The organism is Pseudomonas sp. GW822-FHT05A08, from assembly GCF_058800485.1.
The window spans coordinates 2135671-2150961 of the sequence record NZ_CM179511.1; the positions used below are offsets into that span (position 1 = coordinate 2135671).

General features: G+C 59.2%; 13 protein-coding genes. 12 read left to right on the plus strand and 1 reads right to left on the minus strand.

Features of this window, described 5'->3' with window-relative positions; translation table 11 throughout:
• Window positions 1-6 precede the first annotated feature (6 nt).
• From AC3RCP_RS09680 to AC3RCP_RS09720, 9 genes are all read left to right on the plus strand, one after another.
• On the plus strand, window positions 7-711 hold the full coding sequence (locus tag AC3RCP_RS09680; RefSeq protein ID WP_007931501.1) for a succinate dehydrogenase iron-sulfur subunit: 705 nt from the start codon (window positions 7-9) through the stop codon (window positions 709-711).
• A 276-nt stretch (window positions 712-987) separates the two neighbouring features.
• On the plus strand, window positions 988-3819 hold the full coding sequence (locus AC3RCP_RS09685) for a 2-oxoglutarate dehydrogenase E1 component (RefSeq protein WP_007931503.1): 2832 nt from the start codon (window positions 988-990) through the stop codon (window positions 3817-3819).
• A 42-nt stretch (window positions 3820-3861) separates the two neighbouring features.
• Window positions 3862-5085 carry a 2-oxoglutarate dehydrogenase complex dihydrolipoyllysine-residue succinyltransferase gene (gene odhB, locus AC3RCP_RS09690; protein WP_492569734.1) on the plus strand — a complete coding sequence of 408 codons (1224 nt, stop codon included), beginning with the start codon at window positions 3862-3864 and terminating at the stop codon, window positions 5083-5085.
• A 112-nt stretch (window positions 5086-5197) separates the two neighbouring features.
• Window positions 5198-6634 (plus strand): dihydrolipoyl dehydrogenase, encoded by a 1437-nt coding sequence (gene lpdA / locus AC3RCP_RS09695; protein WP_009042790.1) that lies wholly within the window; start codon window positions 5198-5200, stop codon window positions 6632-6634.
• Between the two features lie 224 nt (window positions 6635-6858).
• Window positions 6859-8025, plus strand: a complete 1167-nt coding sequence (gene sucC, locus AC3RCP_RS09700; RefSeq protein WP_007931510.1) for an ADP-forming succinate--CoA ligase subunit beta — start codon at window positions 6859-6861, stop codon at window positions 8023-8025.
• On the plus strand, window positions 8025-8906 hold the full coding sequence (sucD, locus tag AC3RCP_RS09705) for a succinate--CoA ligase subunit alpha (protein ID WP_007931513.1): 882 nt from the start codon (window positions 8025-8027) through the stop codon (window positions 8904-8906). Before sucC ends, sucD begins: the two co-directional genes overlap by 1 nt.
• A 359-nt stretch (window positions 8907-9265) precedes the next feature.
• A complete protein-coding gene (gene brnQ / locus AC3RCP_RS09710) occupies window positions 9266-10579 on the plus strand; it encodes a branched-chain amino acid transport system II carrier protein (RefSeq protein ID WP_007931515.1) in 1314 nt (437 codons plus the stop codon).
• Between the two features lie 174 nt (window positions 10580-10753).
• Entirely contained in the window at window positions 10754-11491 is a 738-nt protein-coding gene (locus tag AC3RCP_RS09715; protein WP_007931525.1) for a DUF599 domain-containing protein, read from the plus strand.
• Window positions 11491-11892, plus strand: a complete 402-nt coding sequence (locus tag AC3RCP_RS09720) for an MAPEG family protein (RefSeq protein WP_009042792.1) — start codon at window positions 11491-11493, stop codon at window positions 11890-11892. The genes AC3RCP_RS09715 and AC3RCP_RS09720 overlap by 1 nt, the downstream gene beginning before the upstream one ends.
• A gap of 64 nt (window positions 11893-11956) precedes the next feature.
• Here the strand turns inward: AC3RCP_RS09720 and AC3RCP_RS09725 are convergent, their stop codons facing one another.
• Window positions 11957-12208, minus strand: a complete 252-nt coding sequence (locus AC3RCP_RS09725) for a hypothetical protein (RefSeq protein WP_007931529.1) — start codon at window positions 12206-12208, stop codon at window positions 11957-11959.
• A gap of 158 nt (window positions 12209-12366) precedes the next feature.
• Here AC3RCP_RS09725 and AC3RCP_RS09730 point away from each other — a divergent pair, with 158 nt between their 5' ends.
• The 3 genes from AC3RCP_RS09730 (at window position 12367) to htpG (ending at window position 15285) form a co-directional block, all read left to right on the plus strand.
• Window positions 12367-12843, plus strand: coding sequence for a PaaI family thioesterase (locus AC3RCP_RS09730; protein WP_053260157.1), 477 nt, complete (start codon window positions 12367-12369; stop codon window positions 12841-12843).
• Window positions 12840-13292: a PaaI family thioesterase gene (locus AC3RCP_RS09735; RefSeq protein ID WP_492569737.1), complete on the plus strand. Its 453-nt coding sequence runs from the start codon at window positions 12840-12842 to the stop codon at window positions 13290-13292. Before AC3RCP_RS09730 ends, AC3RCP_RS09735 begins: the two co-directional genes overlap by 4 nt.
• A gap of 88 nt (window positions 13293-13380) precedes the next feature.
• Complete coding sequence (htpG, locus tag AC3RCP_RS09740; RefSeq protein WP_492569739.1) at window positions 13381-15285, plus strand: molecular chaperone HtpG; 1905 nt, start codon at window positions 13381-13383, stop codon at window positions 15283-15285.
• Window positions 15286-15291 lie beyond the last annotated feature (6 nt).

Sequence of the window (15291 nt, forward strand, 5' to 3'; positions counted from 1 at the left end):
ATCGATATGTTGCAAGTCGAAGTTTATCGTTACAACCCTGACACCGACTCCGCGCCGAAAACCCAGGTTTTCCAGGTCGACACCGGTGGCAAGGATCTGATGGTGCTGGACGTACTGGCGCTGATCAAAGAGCAGGACGAAGGTTTCTCCTATCGTCGCTCCTGCCGTGAAGGCGTTTGCGGTTCCGACGGCATGAACATCAACGGCAAGAACGGCCTGGCCTGCATCACGCCGCTGTCTGCCGTGGTGAAGAACAACAAGCTGGTTGTTCGTCCGCTGCCAGGTTTGCCGGTTATTCGTGACCTGGTCGTCGATATGAGCATCTTCTACAAGCAATACGAGAAGGTGAAGCCATTCCTGCAGAACGACACGCCGGCTCCGGCCATCGAACGTCTGCAGTCCCCTGAAGAGCGCGAAAAGCTCGATGGTCTGTACGAGTGCATCCTGTGCGCTTGCTGCTCGACTTCCTGCCCGTCCTTCTGGTGGAACCCGGACAAGTTCCTGGGTCCAGCTGCCCTGCTGCAAGCCTATCGCTTCCTGGCAGACAGCCGCGACACCAAGACGTCCGAGCGCCTGGCTTCGCTGGATGATCCGTTCAGCGTATTCCGCTGCCGCGGCATCATGAACTGCGTCAACGTTTGTCCGAAAGGCCTGAACCCGACTAAGGCCATCGGTCACATACGTAACATGCTGCTCTCGAGCGGCGTGTGATTCAGCTGCTGTAACCCAGTTGTTGTAAAGGCAGGACCGCTGTACCCGTAGAGGCTACGGCGCAGGCTTCAACCGGCGCCGTAGTTTTAAGCTGAGCAGCAGCTCACAAAGTTGCCGCTCGTATTTTGAAGAAATGAGACAAGCAGGGGCATCCGGGCTGGTACCCGGACTATCAGCGTGATCCTAAGTGGCTTGTTTTGGTCGCTGCACTCGGACTTTTGCAAGTTTGCTCGGTGTCTTCGCCGGTGGTGTTCCCCTAACCGAGGGTGACCAAGCATGCAAGAAAGCGTGATGCAGCGCATGTGGAACAGCGCCTACCTATCCGGTAGTAACGCTGCCTATGTGGAAGAGCTCTACGAGCTCTACCTGCACGACCCTAACGCTGTGCCAGAAGAGTGGCGCACTTACTTCCAGAAGTTGCCTACCGACGGCAGCACTGCCATCGATGTTTCGCACTCGACAATCCGCGATCATTTCGTGTTGCTGGCAAAGAACCAGCGCCGCGCCCAGCCGGTATCCGCCGGTAGCGTGAGCAGCGAGCACGAGAAGAAGCAAGTTGAAGTGCTGCGATTGATCCAGGCCTACCGTATGCGTGGCCACCAGGCAGCCCAGCTGGACCCGCTGGGGCTGTGGCAGCGTCCTGCACCTGCAGACCTGTCAATCAATCATTACGGCTTGACCAATGCCGATCTTGATACGACCTTCCGTGCCGGCGACCTGTTCATCGGCAAAGAGGAAGCGAGCCTACGCGAAATTCACGAAGCGTTGCAGCAGACATATTGCCGCACCATCGGCGCTGAATTTACGCACATCACCGATTCCGAGCAGCGCCAGTGGTTCCAGCAGCGTCTGGAAAGCGTACGCGGCCGTCCGACCTATTCCACGGATATCAAGGGTCATCTGCTCGAGCGCGTCACCGCAGCTGAAGGCCTCGAGAAATACCTGGGCACCAAGTACCCGGGCACCAAGCGTTTCGGCCTGGAAGGCGGCGAAAGCCTGATCCCGATGCTCGACGAGCTGATCCAGCGTTCCGGTTCCTACGGGACCAAGGAAGTCGTGATCGGCATGGCCCACCGTGGTCGCCTCAACGTCCTGGTCAACACCTTCGGCAAGAACCCGCGCGAGCTGTTCGACGAGTTCGAAGGCAAGAAGAAGGTCGAACTGGGCTCCGGTGACGTGAAATACCACCAGGGCTTCTCGTCCAACGTGATGACCACCGGCGGTGAAGTTCACCTGGCCATGGCCTTCAACCCGTCCCACCTGGAGATCGTTTCGCCAGTGGTCGAGGGTTCGGTGCGCGCCCGTCAGGATCGCCGCAACGACCAGACCGGTGACAAGGTTCTGCCAATCTCGATCCACGGTGACGCTGCTTTCGCAGGCCAGGGCGTGGTGATGGAAACCTTCCAGATGTCGCAGACCCGCGGTTTCAAGACCGGCGGCACCGTGCACATCGTGATCAACAACCAGGTCGGTTTCACCATCAGCAACCCGCTGGACTCGCGCTCCACCGAGTACGCCACCGATGTCGCGAAAATGATCCAGGCGCCGATCCTCCATGTGAATGGTGACGATCCGGAAGCCGTACTGTTCGTGACCCAGCTGGCCATCGACTACCGCATGCAGTACAAGCGCGATGTGGTGATCGACCTGGTCTGCTACCGTCGTCGCGGCCACAACGAAGCGGACGAGCCAAGCGGCACCCAGCCTCTGATGTACCAGCAGATCGCCAAGCAGCGCACCACCCGTGAGCTGTATGCCGATCGTCTGGTCCAGGCAAGCGTGCTCGACGCCGAGCGTGTTCAGGCGAAAGTCGACGAATACCGCAACGCGCTGGACAACGGCCTGCACGTAGTGAAGAGCCTGGTCAAAGAGCCGAACAAAGAGCTGTTCGTGGACTGGCGTCCATATCTGGGCCACGCCTGGACTGCGCGTCACGACACCACCTTCGATCTGAAGACCCTGCAGGAACTGTCCGCCAAGCTGCTGGAACTGCCGGAAGGTTTCGTGGTTCAGCGCCAGGTCGCGAAGATCTACGAAGACCGTCAGAAGATGCAAGCCGGCGGCCTGCCGATCAACTGGGGTTATGCCGAAACCATGGCATACGCGACCCTGGCGTTCGAAGGTCACCCGATTCGCATGACCGGCCAGGACATCGGCCGCGGTACGTTCTCGCACCGTCATGCGGTCTTGCACAACCAGAAAGACGCCAGCACCTACATTCCGCTGCAGCACCTGTACGACGGCCAGCCACGTTTCGATCTGTACGATTCGTTCCTGTCCGAAGAAGCCGTACTGGCGTTCGAATACGGTTACTCGACCACCACGCCAAACGCGCTGGTGATCTGGGAAGCCCAGTTCGGCGACTTCGCCAACGGTGCCCAGGTGGTGATCGACCAGTTCATCACCAGTGGCGAGCACAAGTGGGGCCGTCTCTGCGGCCTGACCATGCTGCTGCCGCACGGTTATGAAGGTCAGGGTCCGGAGCACTCTTCGGCTCGCCTGGAGCGTTACCTGCAGCTGTGCGCAGAGCACAACATCCAGGTCTGCATGCCGACCACCCCGGCCCAGATCTACCACCTGCTGCGTCGTCAGGTGATTCGCCCGCTGCGCAAGCCGCTGGTGGTTCTGACTCCGAAGTCGCTGCTGCGTCACAAACTGGCCATCTCGACCCTGGAAGATCTGGCGGAAGGTTCGTTCCAGACCGTTATTCCGGAAATCGATGCCCAGGATCCAAAAGACGTGAATCGTCTGATTCTGTGCAGCGGCAAGGTCTACTACGACCTGCTGGAAAAACGCCGTGCCGAAGGCCGCGACGACATCGCCGTCGTGCGTATCGAGCAGCTGTACCCATTCCCTGAGGACGACTTGAACGAAGTCCTGGCTCCGTACACCAACCTCAAGCATGTCGTTTGGTGTCAGGAAGAGCCGATGAACCAGGGTGCCTGGTACTGCAGCCAGCACCACATGCGCCGCATCGTTGGCAATCACGACAAGTCGCTCGTACTCGAGTACGCGGGCCGTGAAGCCTCTGCTGCACCTGCATGCGGTTACGCGTCGATGCACGCCGAGCAGCAGGAAAAACTGCTGCAAGATGCTTTCACTGTTTAACGCCTTCGCGCACCTGAAACCGAATTTAAGGAACCACAGATAATGGCTATCGAGATCAAAGCCCCCACTTTCCCGGAATCGGTTGCCGATGGCACCGTTGCCACCTGGCACAAAAAACCGGGCGACGCCGTCAAGCGCGACGAGCTGATCGTCGACATCGAAACCGACAAGGTCGTGCTGGAAGTTCTGGCCACCGCTGACGGCGTGCTGGGCGCTATCGTCAAGAACGAAGGCGACACCGTTCTGTCCGACGAAGTCCTGGGCTCCATCGCCGAAGGCGCTGCCGCCGCTGCTGCTCCAGCCGCTGCTGCTCCAGCCGCTGCCGCCCAGGCTGCAGCGCCTGCCGCTGAAGGCGAAGACGATCCAATCGCTGCTCCTGCCGCGCGCAAGCTGGCTGAAGAGAACGGCATCAACATCGCTTCCGTTGCCGGTACCGGCAAAGGCGGTCGCGTGACCAAGGAAGACGTGGTTGCGGCCGTTGCCGCCAAGAAAGCCGCTCCGGCTGCCGCGCCTGCCAAGGCCGCAGCTCCTGCCGCCGCTGCTCCGGTATTCGCTGCTGGCGACCGCGTCGAGAAGCGTGTTCCGATGACCCGCCTGCGTGCCAAGGTTGCCGAGCGCCTGGTCGAAGCCCAGTCGAACATGGCGATGCTGACCACTTTCAACGAAGTCGACATGACCGAAGTCATGGCCCTGCGTTCGAAGTACAAGGATCTGTTCGAGAAGTCCCACAACGGCGTACGCCTGGGCTTCATGTCGTTCTTCGTCAAGGCTGCTACCGAAGCGCTGAAGCGTTTCCCTGCGGTCAACGCCTCGATCGACGGCTCCGACATCGTTTACCACGGCTACGCCGACATCGGTGTTGCCGTGTCCAGCGACCGCGGCCTGGTGGTTCCGGTTCTGCGTAACGCCGAACTGATGAGCCTGGCTGAAATCGAAGGCGGCATCGCCACCTTCGGCAAGAAAGCCCGTGACGGCAAACTGTCGATGGAAGAGATGACCGGCGGTACTTTCACCATCACCAACGGTGGTACTTTCGGTTCGATGATGTCGACTCCGATCGTCAACCCGCCACAAGCGGCGATTCTGGGCATGCACAACATTCTGCAGCGTCCTATGGCGATCAACGGTCAGGTGGTTATCCGTCCGATGATGTACCTGGCTCTGTCCTACGATCACCGTTTGATCGACGGCAAAGAAGCAGTGACCTTCCTGGTTACCATCAAGAACCTGCTGGAAGACCCGGCTCGTCTGCTGCTGGATATCTGATTTCGTAGCATGGGCCGATCAGCGATGATCGGCCTTTCGCCGAAACGAACAGCTTCGTCCCACGACGGCCTCCACAAGAGGCCGTCCGGTTTGATTCGAGAAGGAATGACACATGACTCAGAAATTCGACGTGGTAGTGATTGGCGCAGGCCCTGGCGGCTATGTAGCTGCCATTAAAGCTGCGCAACTCGGCCTCACGACTGCCTGCATCGAGAAATATACCGACCAGGAGGGCAAGCTGGCCCTCGGCGGTACTTGCCTGAACGTCGGCTGCATCCCTTCCAAGGCGCTGCTGGACAGCTCCTGGAAATTCCACGAAGCCCAAGACGGTTTCGCGATCCACGGTATCAGCCACGCTGGCGTGTCCATGGACGTGCCTGCGATGGTCGGCCGCAAGGCCAATATCGTGAAAAACCTGACCAGCGGTGTTGCCACCCTGTTCAAGGCCAACGGCGTGACCTCCATCCAGGGCCACGGCAAACTGCTGGCCGGCAAGAAAGTCGAAGTCACCAAGCCTGACGGCTCGGTGGAAGTGATCGAAGCCGAGAACGTCATCCTGGCGCCGGGCTCCCGTCCAATCGACATTCCACCGGCTCCGGTCGATCAGAAAGTGATCGTCGACTCCACCGGCGCCCTGGAATTCCAATCCGTACCAAAACGCCTGGGCGTGATCGGCGCTGGCGTGATCGGTCTGGAGCTGGGTTCGGTATGGTCCCGTCTGGGCGCTGAAGTGACCGTCCTGGAAGCCCTGGACACCTTCCTGATGGCTGCCGACACCGCCGTCTCCAAGGAAGCGCTGAAAACCCTGACCAAACAGGGTCTGGACATCAAGCTGGGCGCTCGCGTCACCGGCTCCAAGGTCAACGGCGAAGAAGTGGTCGTGACCTACACCGATGCCAACGGCGAACAGAACATCACTTTCGACAAGCTGATCGTAGCCGTTGGTCGCCGTCCAGTGACCACTGATCTGCTGGCTGCCGATTGCGGCGTGACCCTCGACGAGCGCGGTTTCGTGCACGTTGACGATCACTGCGCTACCACCGTACCGGGCGTTTACGCGATCGGCGACGTGGTTCGCGGCATGATGCTGGCTCACAAGGCCTCGGAAGAGGGCATCATGGTCGTCGAGCGCATCAAGGGCCACAAGGCTCAGATGAACTATGACCTGATCCCTTCGGTTATTTATACTCACCCGGAAATCGCGTGGGTCGGCAAGACCGAGCAGGCCTTGAAAGCTGAAGGCGTTGAAGTTAACGTCGGCACCTTCCCGTTCGCAGCCAGCGGCCGTGCCATGGCAGCCAACGACACCGGCGGTTTCGTAAAAGTCATCGCTGATGCCAAGACTGACCGTGTACTGGGCGTTCACGTGATCGGCCCAAGCGCGGCAGAACTGGTTCAGCAAGGTGCGATCGGCATGGAATTCGGCACCAGCGCCGAAGACCTGGGCATGATGGTTTTCTCCCATCCGACCCTGTCCGAAGCCCTGCACGAAGCAGCACTGGCAGTGAATGGCGGCGCCATCCACATCGCCAACCGCAAAAAGCGTTAAGACAATAAGAAACCACGGCGGATTGCCCGTCGTGAGCCTTGCGAGCAAGACTCACCGCGGAACGTCCGCTGGACTCGACCTCACGGGAATCTTCATGCACTGTGCCGCAGCCCAGGCTGCGGATGCGGGGCAGGGGAGTCCGGTGAGGAGCGGTCACAGGTGGCGCGGCACTCATCAAGAGCGCAGCGCCGAATGCGCAGTACCTAACGAAGACGGTAAAAAGCATGAATCTTCACGAGTATCAGGGTAAGCAGCTGTTCGCTGAATACGGCCTGCCAGTATCCAAAGGCTACGCGGTAGACACCCCGGAAGAAGCAGCAGAAGCTTGCGACAAGATCGGCGGCTCCGAGTGGGTTGTCAAAGCCCAGGTTCACGCCGGTGGTCGCGGTAAAGCGGGCGGCGTAAAGCTGGTTCGCAGCAAAGAAGACGCTAAAGCATTCGCTCAACAGTGGTTGGGCAAGCGTCTGGTGACTTACCAGACTGACGCCAATGGCCAGCCAGTCACCAAGATCCTGGTTGAATCGTGCACTGATATCGCTAAAGAGCTGTACCTGGGCGCTGTCGTCGACCGTTCGAGCCGTCGCATCGTGTTCATGGCTTCCACCGAAGGTGGCGTGGACATCGAGAAAATCGCTCACGACACTCCAGAAAAAATTCTGAAAGCCACTATCGATCCACTGGTTGGCGCTCAGCCATTCCAGGGTCGCGAGCTGGCTTTCCAGCTGGGCCTGGAAGGCAAGCAAGTCACTCAGTTCGCCAAGATCTTCGTAGGCCTGGCCAAACTGTTCCAGGACCACGATCTGGCACTGCTGGAAGTGAACCCGCTGGTGATCAAGGCTGATGGCGATCTGCACTGCCTGGACGCGAAGATCAACATCGACGCCAACGCCATGTACCGTCAGCCTAAGCTGAAGACTTTCCACGATCCGTCCCAGGACGATCCGCGCGAAGCGCACGCTGCCAAGTTCGAACTGAACTACGTAGCGCTGGAAGGCAACATCGGCTGCATGGTCAACGGTGCCGGCCTGGCCATGGGTACCATGGACATCGTCAACCTGCACGGCGGCAAGCCAGCCAACTTCCTCGACGTAGGTGGTGGTGCTACCAAAGAGCGCGTGACCGAAGCCTTCAAGATCATCCTGTCCGACACCAACGTCGCTGCAGTACTGGTCAACATCTTCGGCGGCATCGTTCGTTGCGACATGATTGCCGAAGGCATCATCGGTGCAGTGAAAGAAGTCGGCGTGAAAATCCCGGTTGTTGTTCGCCTTGAAGGCAACAACGCTGAACTGGGCGCTAAAGTACTGGCAGAAAGCGGCTTGAACATCATCGCTGCTACCAGCCTGACCGACGCTGCTCAACAAGTTGTCAAAGCTGCGGAGGGCAAATAATGAGCGTCCTGATCAATAAAGACACCAAAGTTATCTGCCAGGGTATTACCGGTTCGCAAGGTAGTTTCCACACCCAGCAAGCCATCGAATACGGCACCAAGATGGTTGGCGGCGTAACTCCGGGCAAAGGCGGCACCGAGCACCTGGGCCTGCCTGTCTTCAACACCGTGAAAGACGCTGTAGCTGCCACTGGCGCCACCGCCAGCGTGATCTACGTTCCAGCTCCTTTCTGCAAGGACTCCATCCTGGAAGCGGCTTTCGGCGGCATCAAGCTGATCGTCTGCATCACCGAAGGCATTCCTACCCTGGACATGCTGGACGCTAAAGTTAAGTGCGACGAGCTGGGTGTTACCCTGATCGGCCCTAACTGCCCAGGCGTGATCACTCCAGGCGAATGCAAGATCGGCATCATGCCAGGTCACATTCACTTGCCAGGCAAGGTCGGTATCGTTTCCCGTTCCGGCACCCTGACTTACGAAGCCGTGAAGCAGACCACTGACGCCGGTTTCGGTCAGTCCACCTGCGTCGGCATCGGTGGTGACCCGATCCCAGGCTCCAACTTCATCGATATCCTGAAGTTGTTCCAGGAAGACCCGAAGACCGAAGCGATCGTGATGATCGGTGAGATCGGCGGTTCGGCTGAAGAAGAAGCGGCTGCCTACATCAAGGCTAATGTGACCAAGCCGGTTGTTTCCTACATCGCTGGTGTGACTGCTCCTCCGGGCAAGCGCATGGGCCATGCTGGCGCAATCATCTCTGGCGGCAAAGGCACTGCAGACGAGAAATTCGCTGCTCTGCAAGACGCAGGCGTGAAAACCGTGCGTTCGCTGGCAGACATCGGCAAGGCCCTGGCCGAGCTGACTGGCTGGGCTGTCAAGTAAGCCTCGCGCTTAGCTGACGCTCCACCAACAAAGGCCACCTTCGGGTGGCCTTTGTTCGTTAAGAGCAGTTGCAAAGCCTCAAGCGACAAGCTGCAAGAGAAGCTTGTCGCTTGAAACTTGTACCTTGCAGCTGCTTTTGATACGTAAACGCGACACGCAAATGTCGCTGATCGGACAGTTCGCCCTCTAACAGTGCGTTTGTCTTACAAATTCGGTAGTCTAGCCGCCTCTTTTGCGTCTGCGTCCCACAAGGAAGCCGCGCGCTAAACGGGTCAGTCCTATACGGACCGACAGCATTTCCCTCACCCATAAGGGAAATCCCTCTCTAAATTCCGATTCAGTAGTGTGGTATTTCCTTAATGAAAGTGTTGAAAGGCCAGGACATTCTGGCACTGGGTTTTATGACCTTTGCCCTGTTCGTCGGGGCCGGCAATATCATCTTCCCGCCTATCGTCGGCTTGCAGTCCGGACCTAACGTCTGGATCGCGGCGCTGGGCTTTCTGATCACCGCTGTGGGCCTTCCGGTGGTGACTGTCATTGCGCTGGCCAAGGTCGGCGGGGCGATGGACGCGCTGAGCAGCCCGATCGGCAAGATCGCCGGTGGCCTGCTGGCGGCGGTCTGCTACCTGGCGGTCGGCCCGTTGTTCGCGACGCCGCGTACCGCGACCGTGTCCTTCGAAGTAGGCCTGGCGCCCCTGACCGGCGAAAGCCCGCTGGCGCTGTTCCTCTATAGCTCGGTGTATTTCCTGCTGGTGTTTTTCATCTCTCTCTACCCGGGACGCCTGCTGGATACCGTTGGGCGTTTCCTCGCACCGCTGAAGATCATCGCCCTGGCCGTACTGGGCATCGCCGCGTTCGCCTTGCCGGCCGGTGATATCGGTGTTGCGACGCCCGAATACGTCGCGGCGCCGTTCTCCCAAGGCTTCATCAATGGTTACCTGACCATGGATACCCTGGGCGCGCTGGTGTTCGGCATCGTCATCGTCAACGCCATCCGTTCCCGCGGTGTCGAGTCGCCACGCCTGATCACCCGTTACGCGATCATCGCCGGGCTGATTGCCGGTATCGGCCTGGCGCTGGTGTATGTCAGCCTGTTCCGCCTGGGTTCGGGCAGCCATGAAGTCGCGGCCGGTGCCACCAATGGCGCGGCGGTGCTGCACGCTTATGTGCAACACACCTTCGGCTCCCTGGGCAGCGGCTTCCTCGCCGTGTTGATTTCCCTGGCCTGCCTGGTGACCGCGGTCGGTTTGACCTGCGCTTGCGCGGAGTACTTCAGCCGCGTACTGCCGCTGTCGTACAAGACCCTGGTGATCATCCTGGCGGCGTTCTCGCTGCTGGTGTCCAACCTGGGCCTGACCAAGCTGATCGCCTTCTCCATCCCGGTGCTGACCGCGATCTACCCACCGTGCATCGCCCTGGTGGCCCTGAGCTTCTGCAAGGACTTCTGGCATGAGCAAGGCCGCATCGTCGGTCCGGTAATGCTGGTGTCCTTCCTGTTCGGCCTGATCGACGCCCTCAAGGGCGCCGGCCTGGCGGACTGGATGCCAACCCAGTTGATGCACCTGCCGCTGAGCGAGCAGGGCCTGGCGTGGCTGGTGCCTTCGGTCATGACCCTGGTGGTCGCGGTAGCCTGCGACCGCCTGCTGGGCAAGCGCAGCGAAGCGCTGGCCTAAACCGCTATCTGCCGGGGCCTGTCACAAGCGGGCACCGAGTAGCCATGAAAATGCCCCGTATCCCGCGATACGGGGCATTTTTTATGGGCGGCCAATGGTGTCTTTTTTCCTCGATCAACGTCGAAGCAGTGCCAGTTGTATCCGCACTCTGCCAACGCCTATCCGGGAACCTGCATGTCGTTCGTCGAAGCCAACCTGATCCATCTCATCGCCGCACTCTGGTTTGTCATCTGCTGGGGCGGCTACACCCGCTACGCCACGTGGAAGGGCCGCGACACCGCGTGCCTGGCCAGCGTGCTGCATTTGTACCGGGAAGACTGGATGCGCCGCATGCTGCTGCGCGATAACCGCATTGCCGACGCCAGCGTGATCGGCAACCTGGAGCGCAACGCCTCGTTCTTTGCCTCCAGCACCCTGATTATCCTCGCCGGTATCCTCACCGTGCTTGGCGCTTCCGAGCGTGCGGTGTCGCTGCTGGCCGACATTCCCATGGTTCAGCAGGCCTCCCAGGGCATGTCGGAGATCAAGCTGCTGTGCCTGGCCCTGGTGTTCGTCTATGCCTTTTTCACCTTCAGTTGGTGCATGCGCCAGTACAACTTCGCGGCCATTCTCGTGGGCTCGGCACCGATGATCGGTGAGCGGCATGTTTCCGAACAGGAGCGAAAAGCCTTTGCAATGCGGGCCGCGCGAGTAATTTCCATGGCCGCCAACCAGTTCAACTTCGGTCTGCGCTCCTATTACTTCGGCATGAGCATGCTGGCCTGGTTCGTCAGCCCCTGGCTGTTTATGTTGATGAGTGCGGGTGTGGTGCTGGTGCTGTACCGCCGGGAGTTTCATTCCGACGTGTTGGACGTGATGGTCTATACCCCTACAGAGGCGCCATTGCCCGAGGCGAACAAGGAGATAGCCTGATGAGTATTGCGTTTTGGTGTGTGTTTATCAGCGCGCTGTTGATTTACGTGGCGCGCATACCAGTAGCCAGAGCGATGAAAGAGCAGGGCGGTTACGACAATCACCTGCCACGCCAGCAACAGACACAACTCACAGGGTTCGGCGCCCGGGCAGTGGCGGCGCACCAGAACAGTTTCGAAGCCTTCATGTTATTCGCGGTCGGGGTCCTGATGGCCCATACCACCCAGACTCAGGGCTGGTTGATCGACGGCCTGGCGATCGTCTTCGTCATTACTCGGGTTATCTATCTGCTTTGCTATTGGGCGGATCTTGCCTGGCAGCGCAGTCTGGTCTGGTTTATCGGTCTGCTCTGCTCATTGCTGCTGATGCTTAGTCCGACTTTTCGCAGCCTGTTGGCTTAGCGTTATTGCAGACAAAGTAAAGCCCGCACTAGGCGGGCTTTCTTTTTGCTGCACTAAAACCGGATTAGTTGGTTTTAGGAGCGGCTTCCTTGGCAGCTTCTTCAGCCGCTGCTTTGCTCGATTCAACCTGATCTTTGGCTGCTTCGGCGTTTTCTTTTGCAGCTTCGTTCACTTTATCCTGAGCTTCATTCATTTTCTGTTGAGCTTGCTCAGCATGTTGGTTGGCATCTTGAGCTTTGTCCTCGGATTTTTTATCGCAGGCAGCGAGACCGAGGGAAGCGGTCAGCATCAGGGCAATAGCTAAAGTCTTACGCATGGGGTGTTTCTCCTTATTGAAGATATCTTCTGGCCTTTCGAGCATGGCTCTACAGGTTAAGTTCCTTGAAAGTTAAAGATATATAAAGTGCCAGCAATATGGAACTTTTACCTGCCGCGTTAACCGAGCGGTTTTGACACCAACTAGAGAATTTCCTTATGGAGCAAAACCCTGTTTTTGAGCGTGCGACGCGATTTTTGTCGGCGTTGCGCCATTGCCAGGTATTGGCCATGAGCGTGCACAGCGCCTCAAAAGACGGCATCACCCTGATGTTGCCTTACAGCCCGCAGATAGTCGGCAACCCCGAGACCGGAGTGATCCACGGTGGCGCGCTGACCTCGTTGATGGACACCGCCTGTGGCATGGCGACCTTGTGCGTCCTGCCGGAGTTCGAGGTCTGCCCGACCCTGGACCTGCGCATCGATTACATGCACCCGGCACAGCCGGGCAAGAGCGTGTATGGCTTTGCCCAGTGCTACCGGGTGACCACCGATGTGATTTTCACCCGTGGTTTTGCCTATCAGGACGACCCGGAGCACCCTGTTGCCCATGTGGTGGGCACCTTCATGCGCATGGGCAAGGGCATCAAGGGCAGCAAAGGTTTTGCCGGTGCCATCAAGGGTGAGCAGCCATGAGCGACGATTTCCAGAAGCAAGTGCTGCATGCCCACCAGCAAGGCGATTACGCCGCGCTGCTGCAATTGATTCCCTACGCCAGACTGATTGGCATCGAGTGTTCGCGGCAGGGCGATGAGTTGCTGTTTCGCCTGCCCGCCAACCGCGACAATATCGGCAACCCGTTGCTGCCGGCCCTGCACGGTGGGGTGATCGCCGGATTCATGGAGCTGGCCGCGGCCCTGCATCTGCTGATTGGCACCGGCTCGCCGGGTGTGCCGAAGATCATCGATTTTTCCCTCGATTACCTGCGTGCTGGGCAATTTCGCGATACCTATGCCAGGTGCCAGGTCTGCCGCCAGGGACGGCGGGTGGCGAACGTGGCCATCACCGCCTGGCAGAGCCGCGCGGAGGAGCCGATTGCCACCGCCCGCGCACATTTCAAGCTCGAAGAAAGTCCAGGGTCTTGAAATCTCAGGTATAGCCCCCAACTCTGTGGACATCCCGCCGTAAGCCCTTCGGGCGCGGCTTATGCCATCTGATTGGAGTTTGATGACCATGAGTGTGGAAACTCAAAAGGAAACCCTGGGCTTCCAGACCGAGGTAAAGCAACTGCTGCACCTCATGATCCATTCGCTGTATTCCAACAAGGAAATCTTCCTTCGCGAACTGATCTCGAACGCCTCTGACGCTGTCGACAAATTGCGCTTCGAAGCCCTGTCCAAGCCTGAGTTGCTGGAAGGTGGCGCGGAGCTGAAAATCCGTGTGAGCTTCGACAAGGACGCCAAGACCGTCACCCTCGAAGACAACGGTATCGGCATGAGCCGGGACGATGTGATCACCCACCTGGGGACCATCGCCAAGTCCGGCACCGCCGATTTCATGAAAAACCTCACCGGCGACCAGAAGAAGGATTCGCACCTGATCGGTCAGTTCGGCGTGGGCTTCTATTCCGCCTTCATCGTCGCCGACAAGGTCGATGTCTTCAGCCGCCGCGCCGGCCTTGACGCCAGCGAAGGCGTGCATTGGTCCTCCAAGGGCGAAGGCGAGTTCGAAGTCGCGACCATCGACAAGGCCGACCGCGGTACCCGCATCGTCCTGCACCTGAAGTCCGGCGAAGACGAGTTCGCCGACGGCTGGCGCCTGCGCAACATCATCAAGAAGTACTCCGACCATATCGCCCTGCCGATCGAGCTGCCGAAAGAGGCCGCTGCCGCTGAGGGCGAGGAGAAGCCTGCGCAGGAATGGGAAACCGTCAACCGCGCCAGTGCCCTGTGGACCCGTCCGCGTACCGAAATCAAGGACGAGGAATACCAGGAGTTCTACAAGCACATCGCCCATGATTTCGAGAACCCGCTGAGCTGGAGCCACAACAAGGTCGAAGGCAAGCTGGAATACAGCTCGCTGTTGTACGTGCCGGCTCGTGCGCCATTCGACCTGTACCAGCGTGAAGCGCCGAAAGGCCTGAAGCTGTACGTGCAGCGCGTGTTCGTGATGGACCAGGCGGAATCCTTCCTGCCGTTGTACCTGCGCTTCATCAAGGGCGTGGTCGACTCCAACGACCTGTCGCTGAACGTGTCGCGGGAAATCCTGCAGAAAGACCCGATCATCGACTCCATGAAGTCGGCGCTGACCAAGCGCGTGCTGGACATGCTGGAAAAACTGGCGAAGAACGAGCCTGAGCAATACAAGGGCTTCTGGAAAAACTTCGGCCAGGTGATGAAGGAAGGCCCGGCCGAAGACTTCACCAACAAGGAAAAGATCGCCGGCCTGCTGCGCTTCGCCTCCACCCAGGGCGACGACGGCGAGCAGAATGTTTCCCTGGCCGAGTACCTGGCACGCGCCAAGGAAGGCCAGGACAAGATCTACTACCTCACCGGCGAAACCTACGCGCAGGTCAAGAACAGCCCGCACCTGGAAGTCTTCCGCAAGAAAGGCATCGAAGTGCTGCTGCTGACCGACCGCATCGACGAGTGGCTGATGAGCTACCTGAGCGACTTTGACGGCAAGAGCTTTGTCGACGTGGCGCGTGGTGACCTGGACCTGGGCAACCTGGACTCGGAAGAGGACAAGAAGGCCGCGCAAGAAGTCGCCAAGAGCAAGGAAGGCCTGGTGGAGCGGATCAAGACCGCCCTGGGCGATACCGTCAGCGAAGTGCGGGTTTCCCACCGCTTGACCGACTCCCCGGCGATCCTGGCGATCGGCGAGCAGGACCTGGGCCTGCAGATGCGCCAGATCCTCGAGGCCAGCGGGCAGAAGGTGCCGGATTCCAAGCCGATCTTCGAATTCAACCCGGCTCACCCGTTGATCGAGAAACTCGACGGCGAGCAGAGCGACGAGCGCTTCGGCGACCTGTCGCACATCCTCTTCGATCAGGCGGCCCTGGCGGCCGGCGACAGCTTGAAAGACCCGGCCGCCTATGTGCGTCGTCTGAACAAGCTGCTGGTTGAACTGTCGGTTTAACTGCGT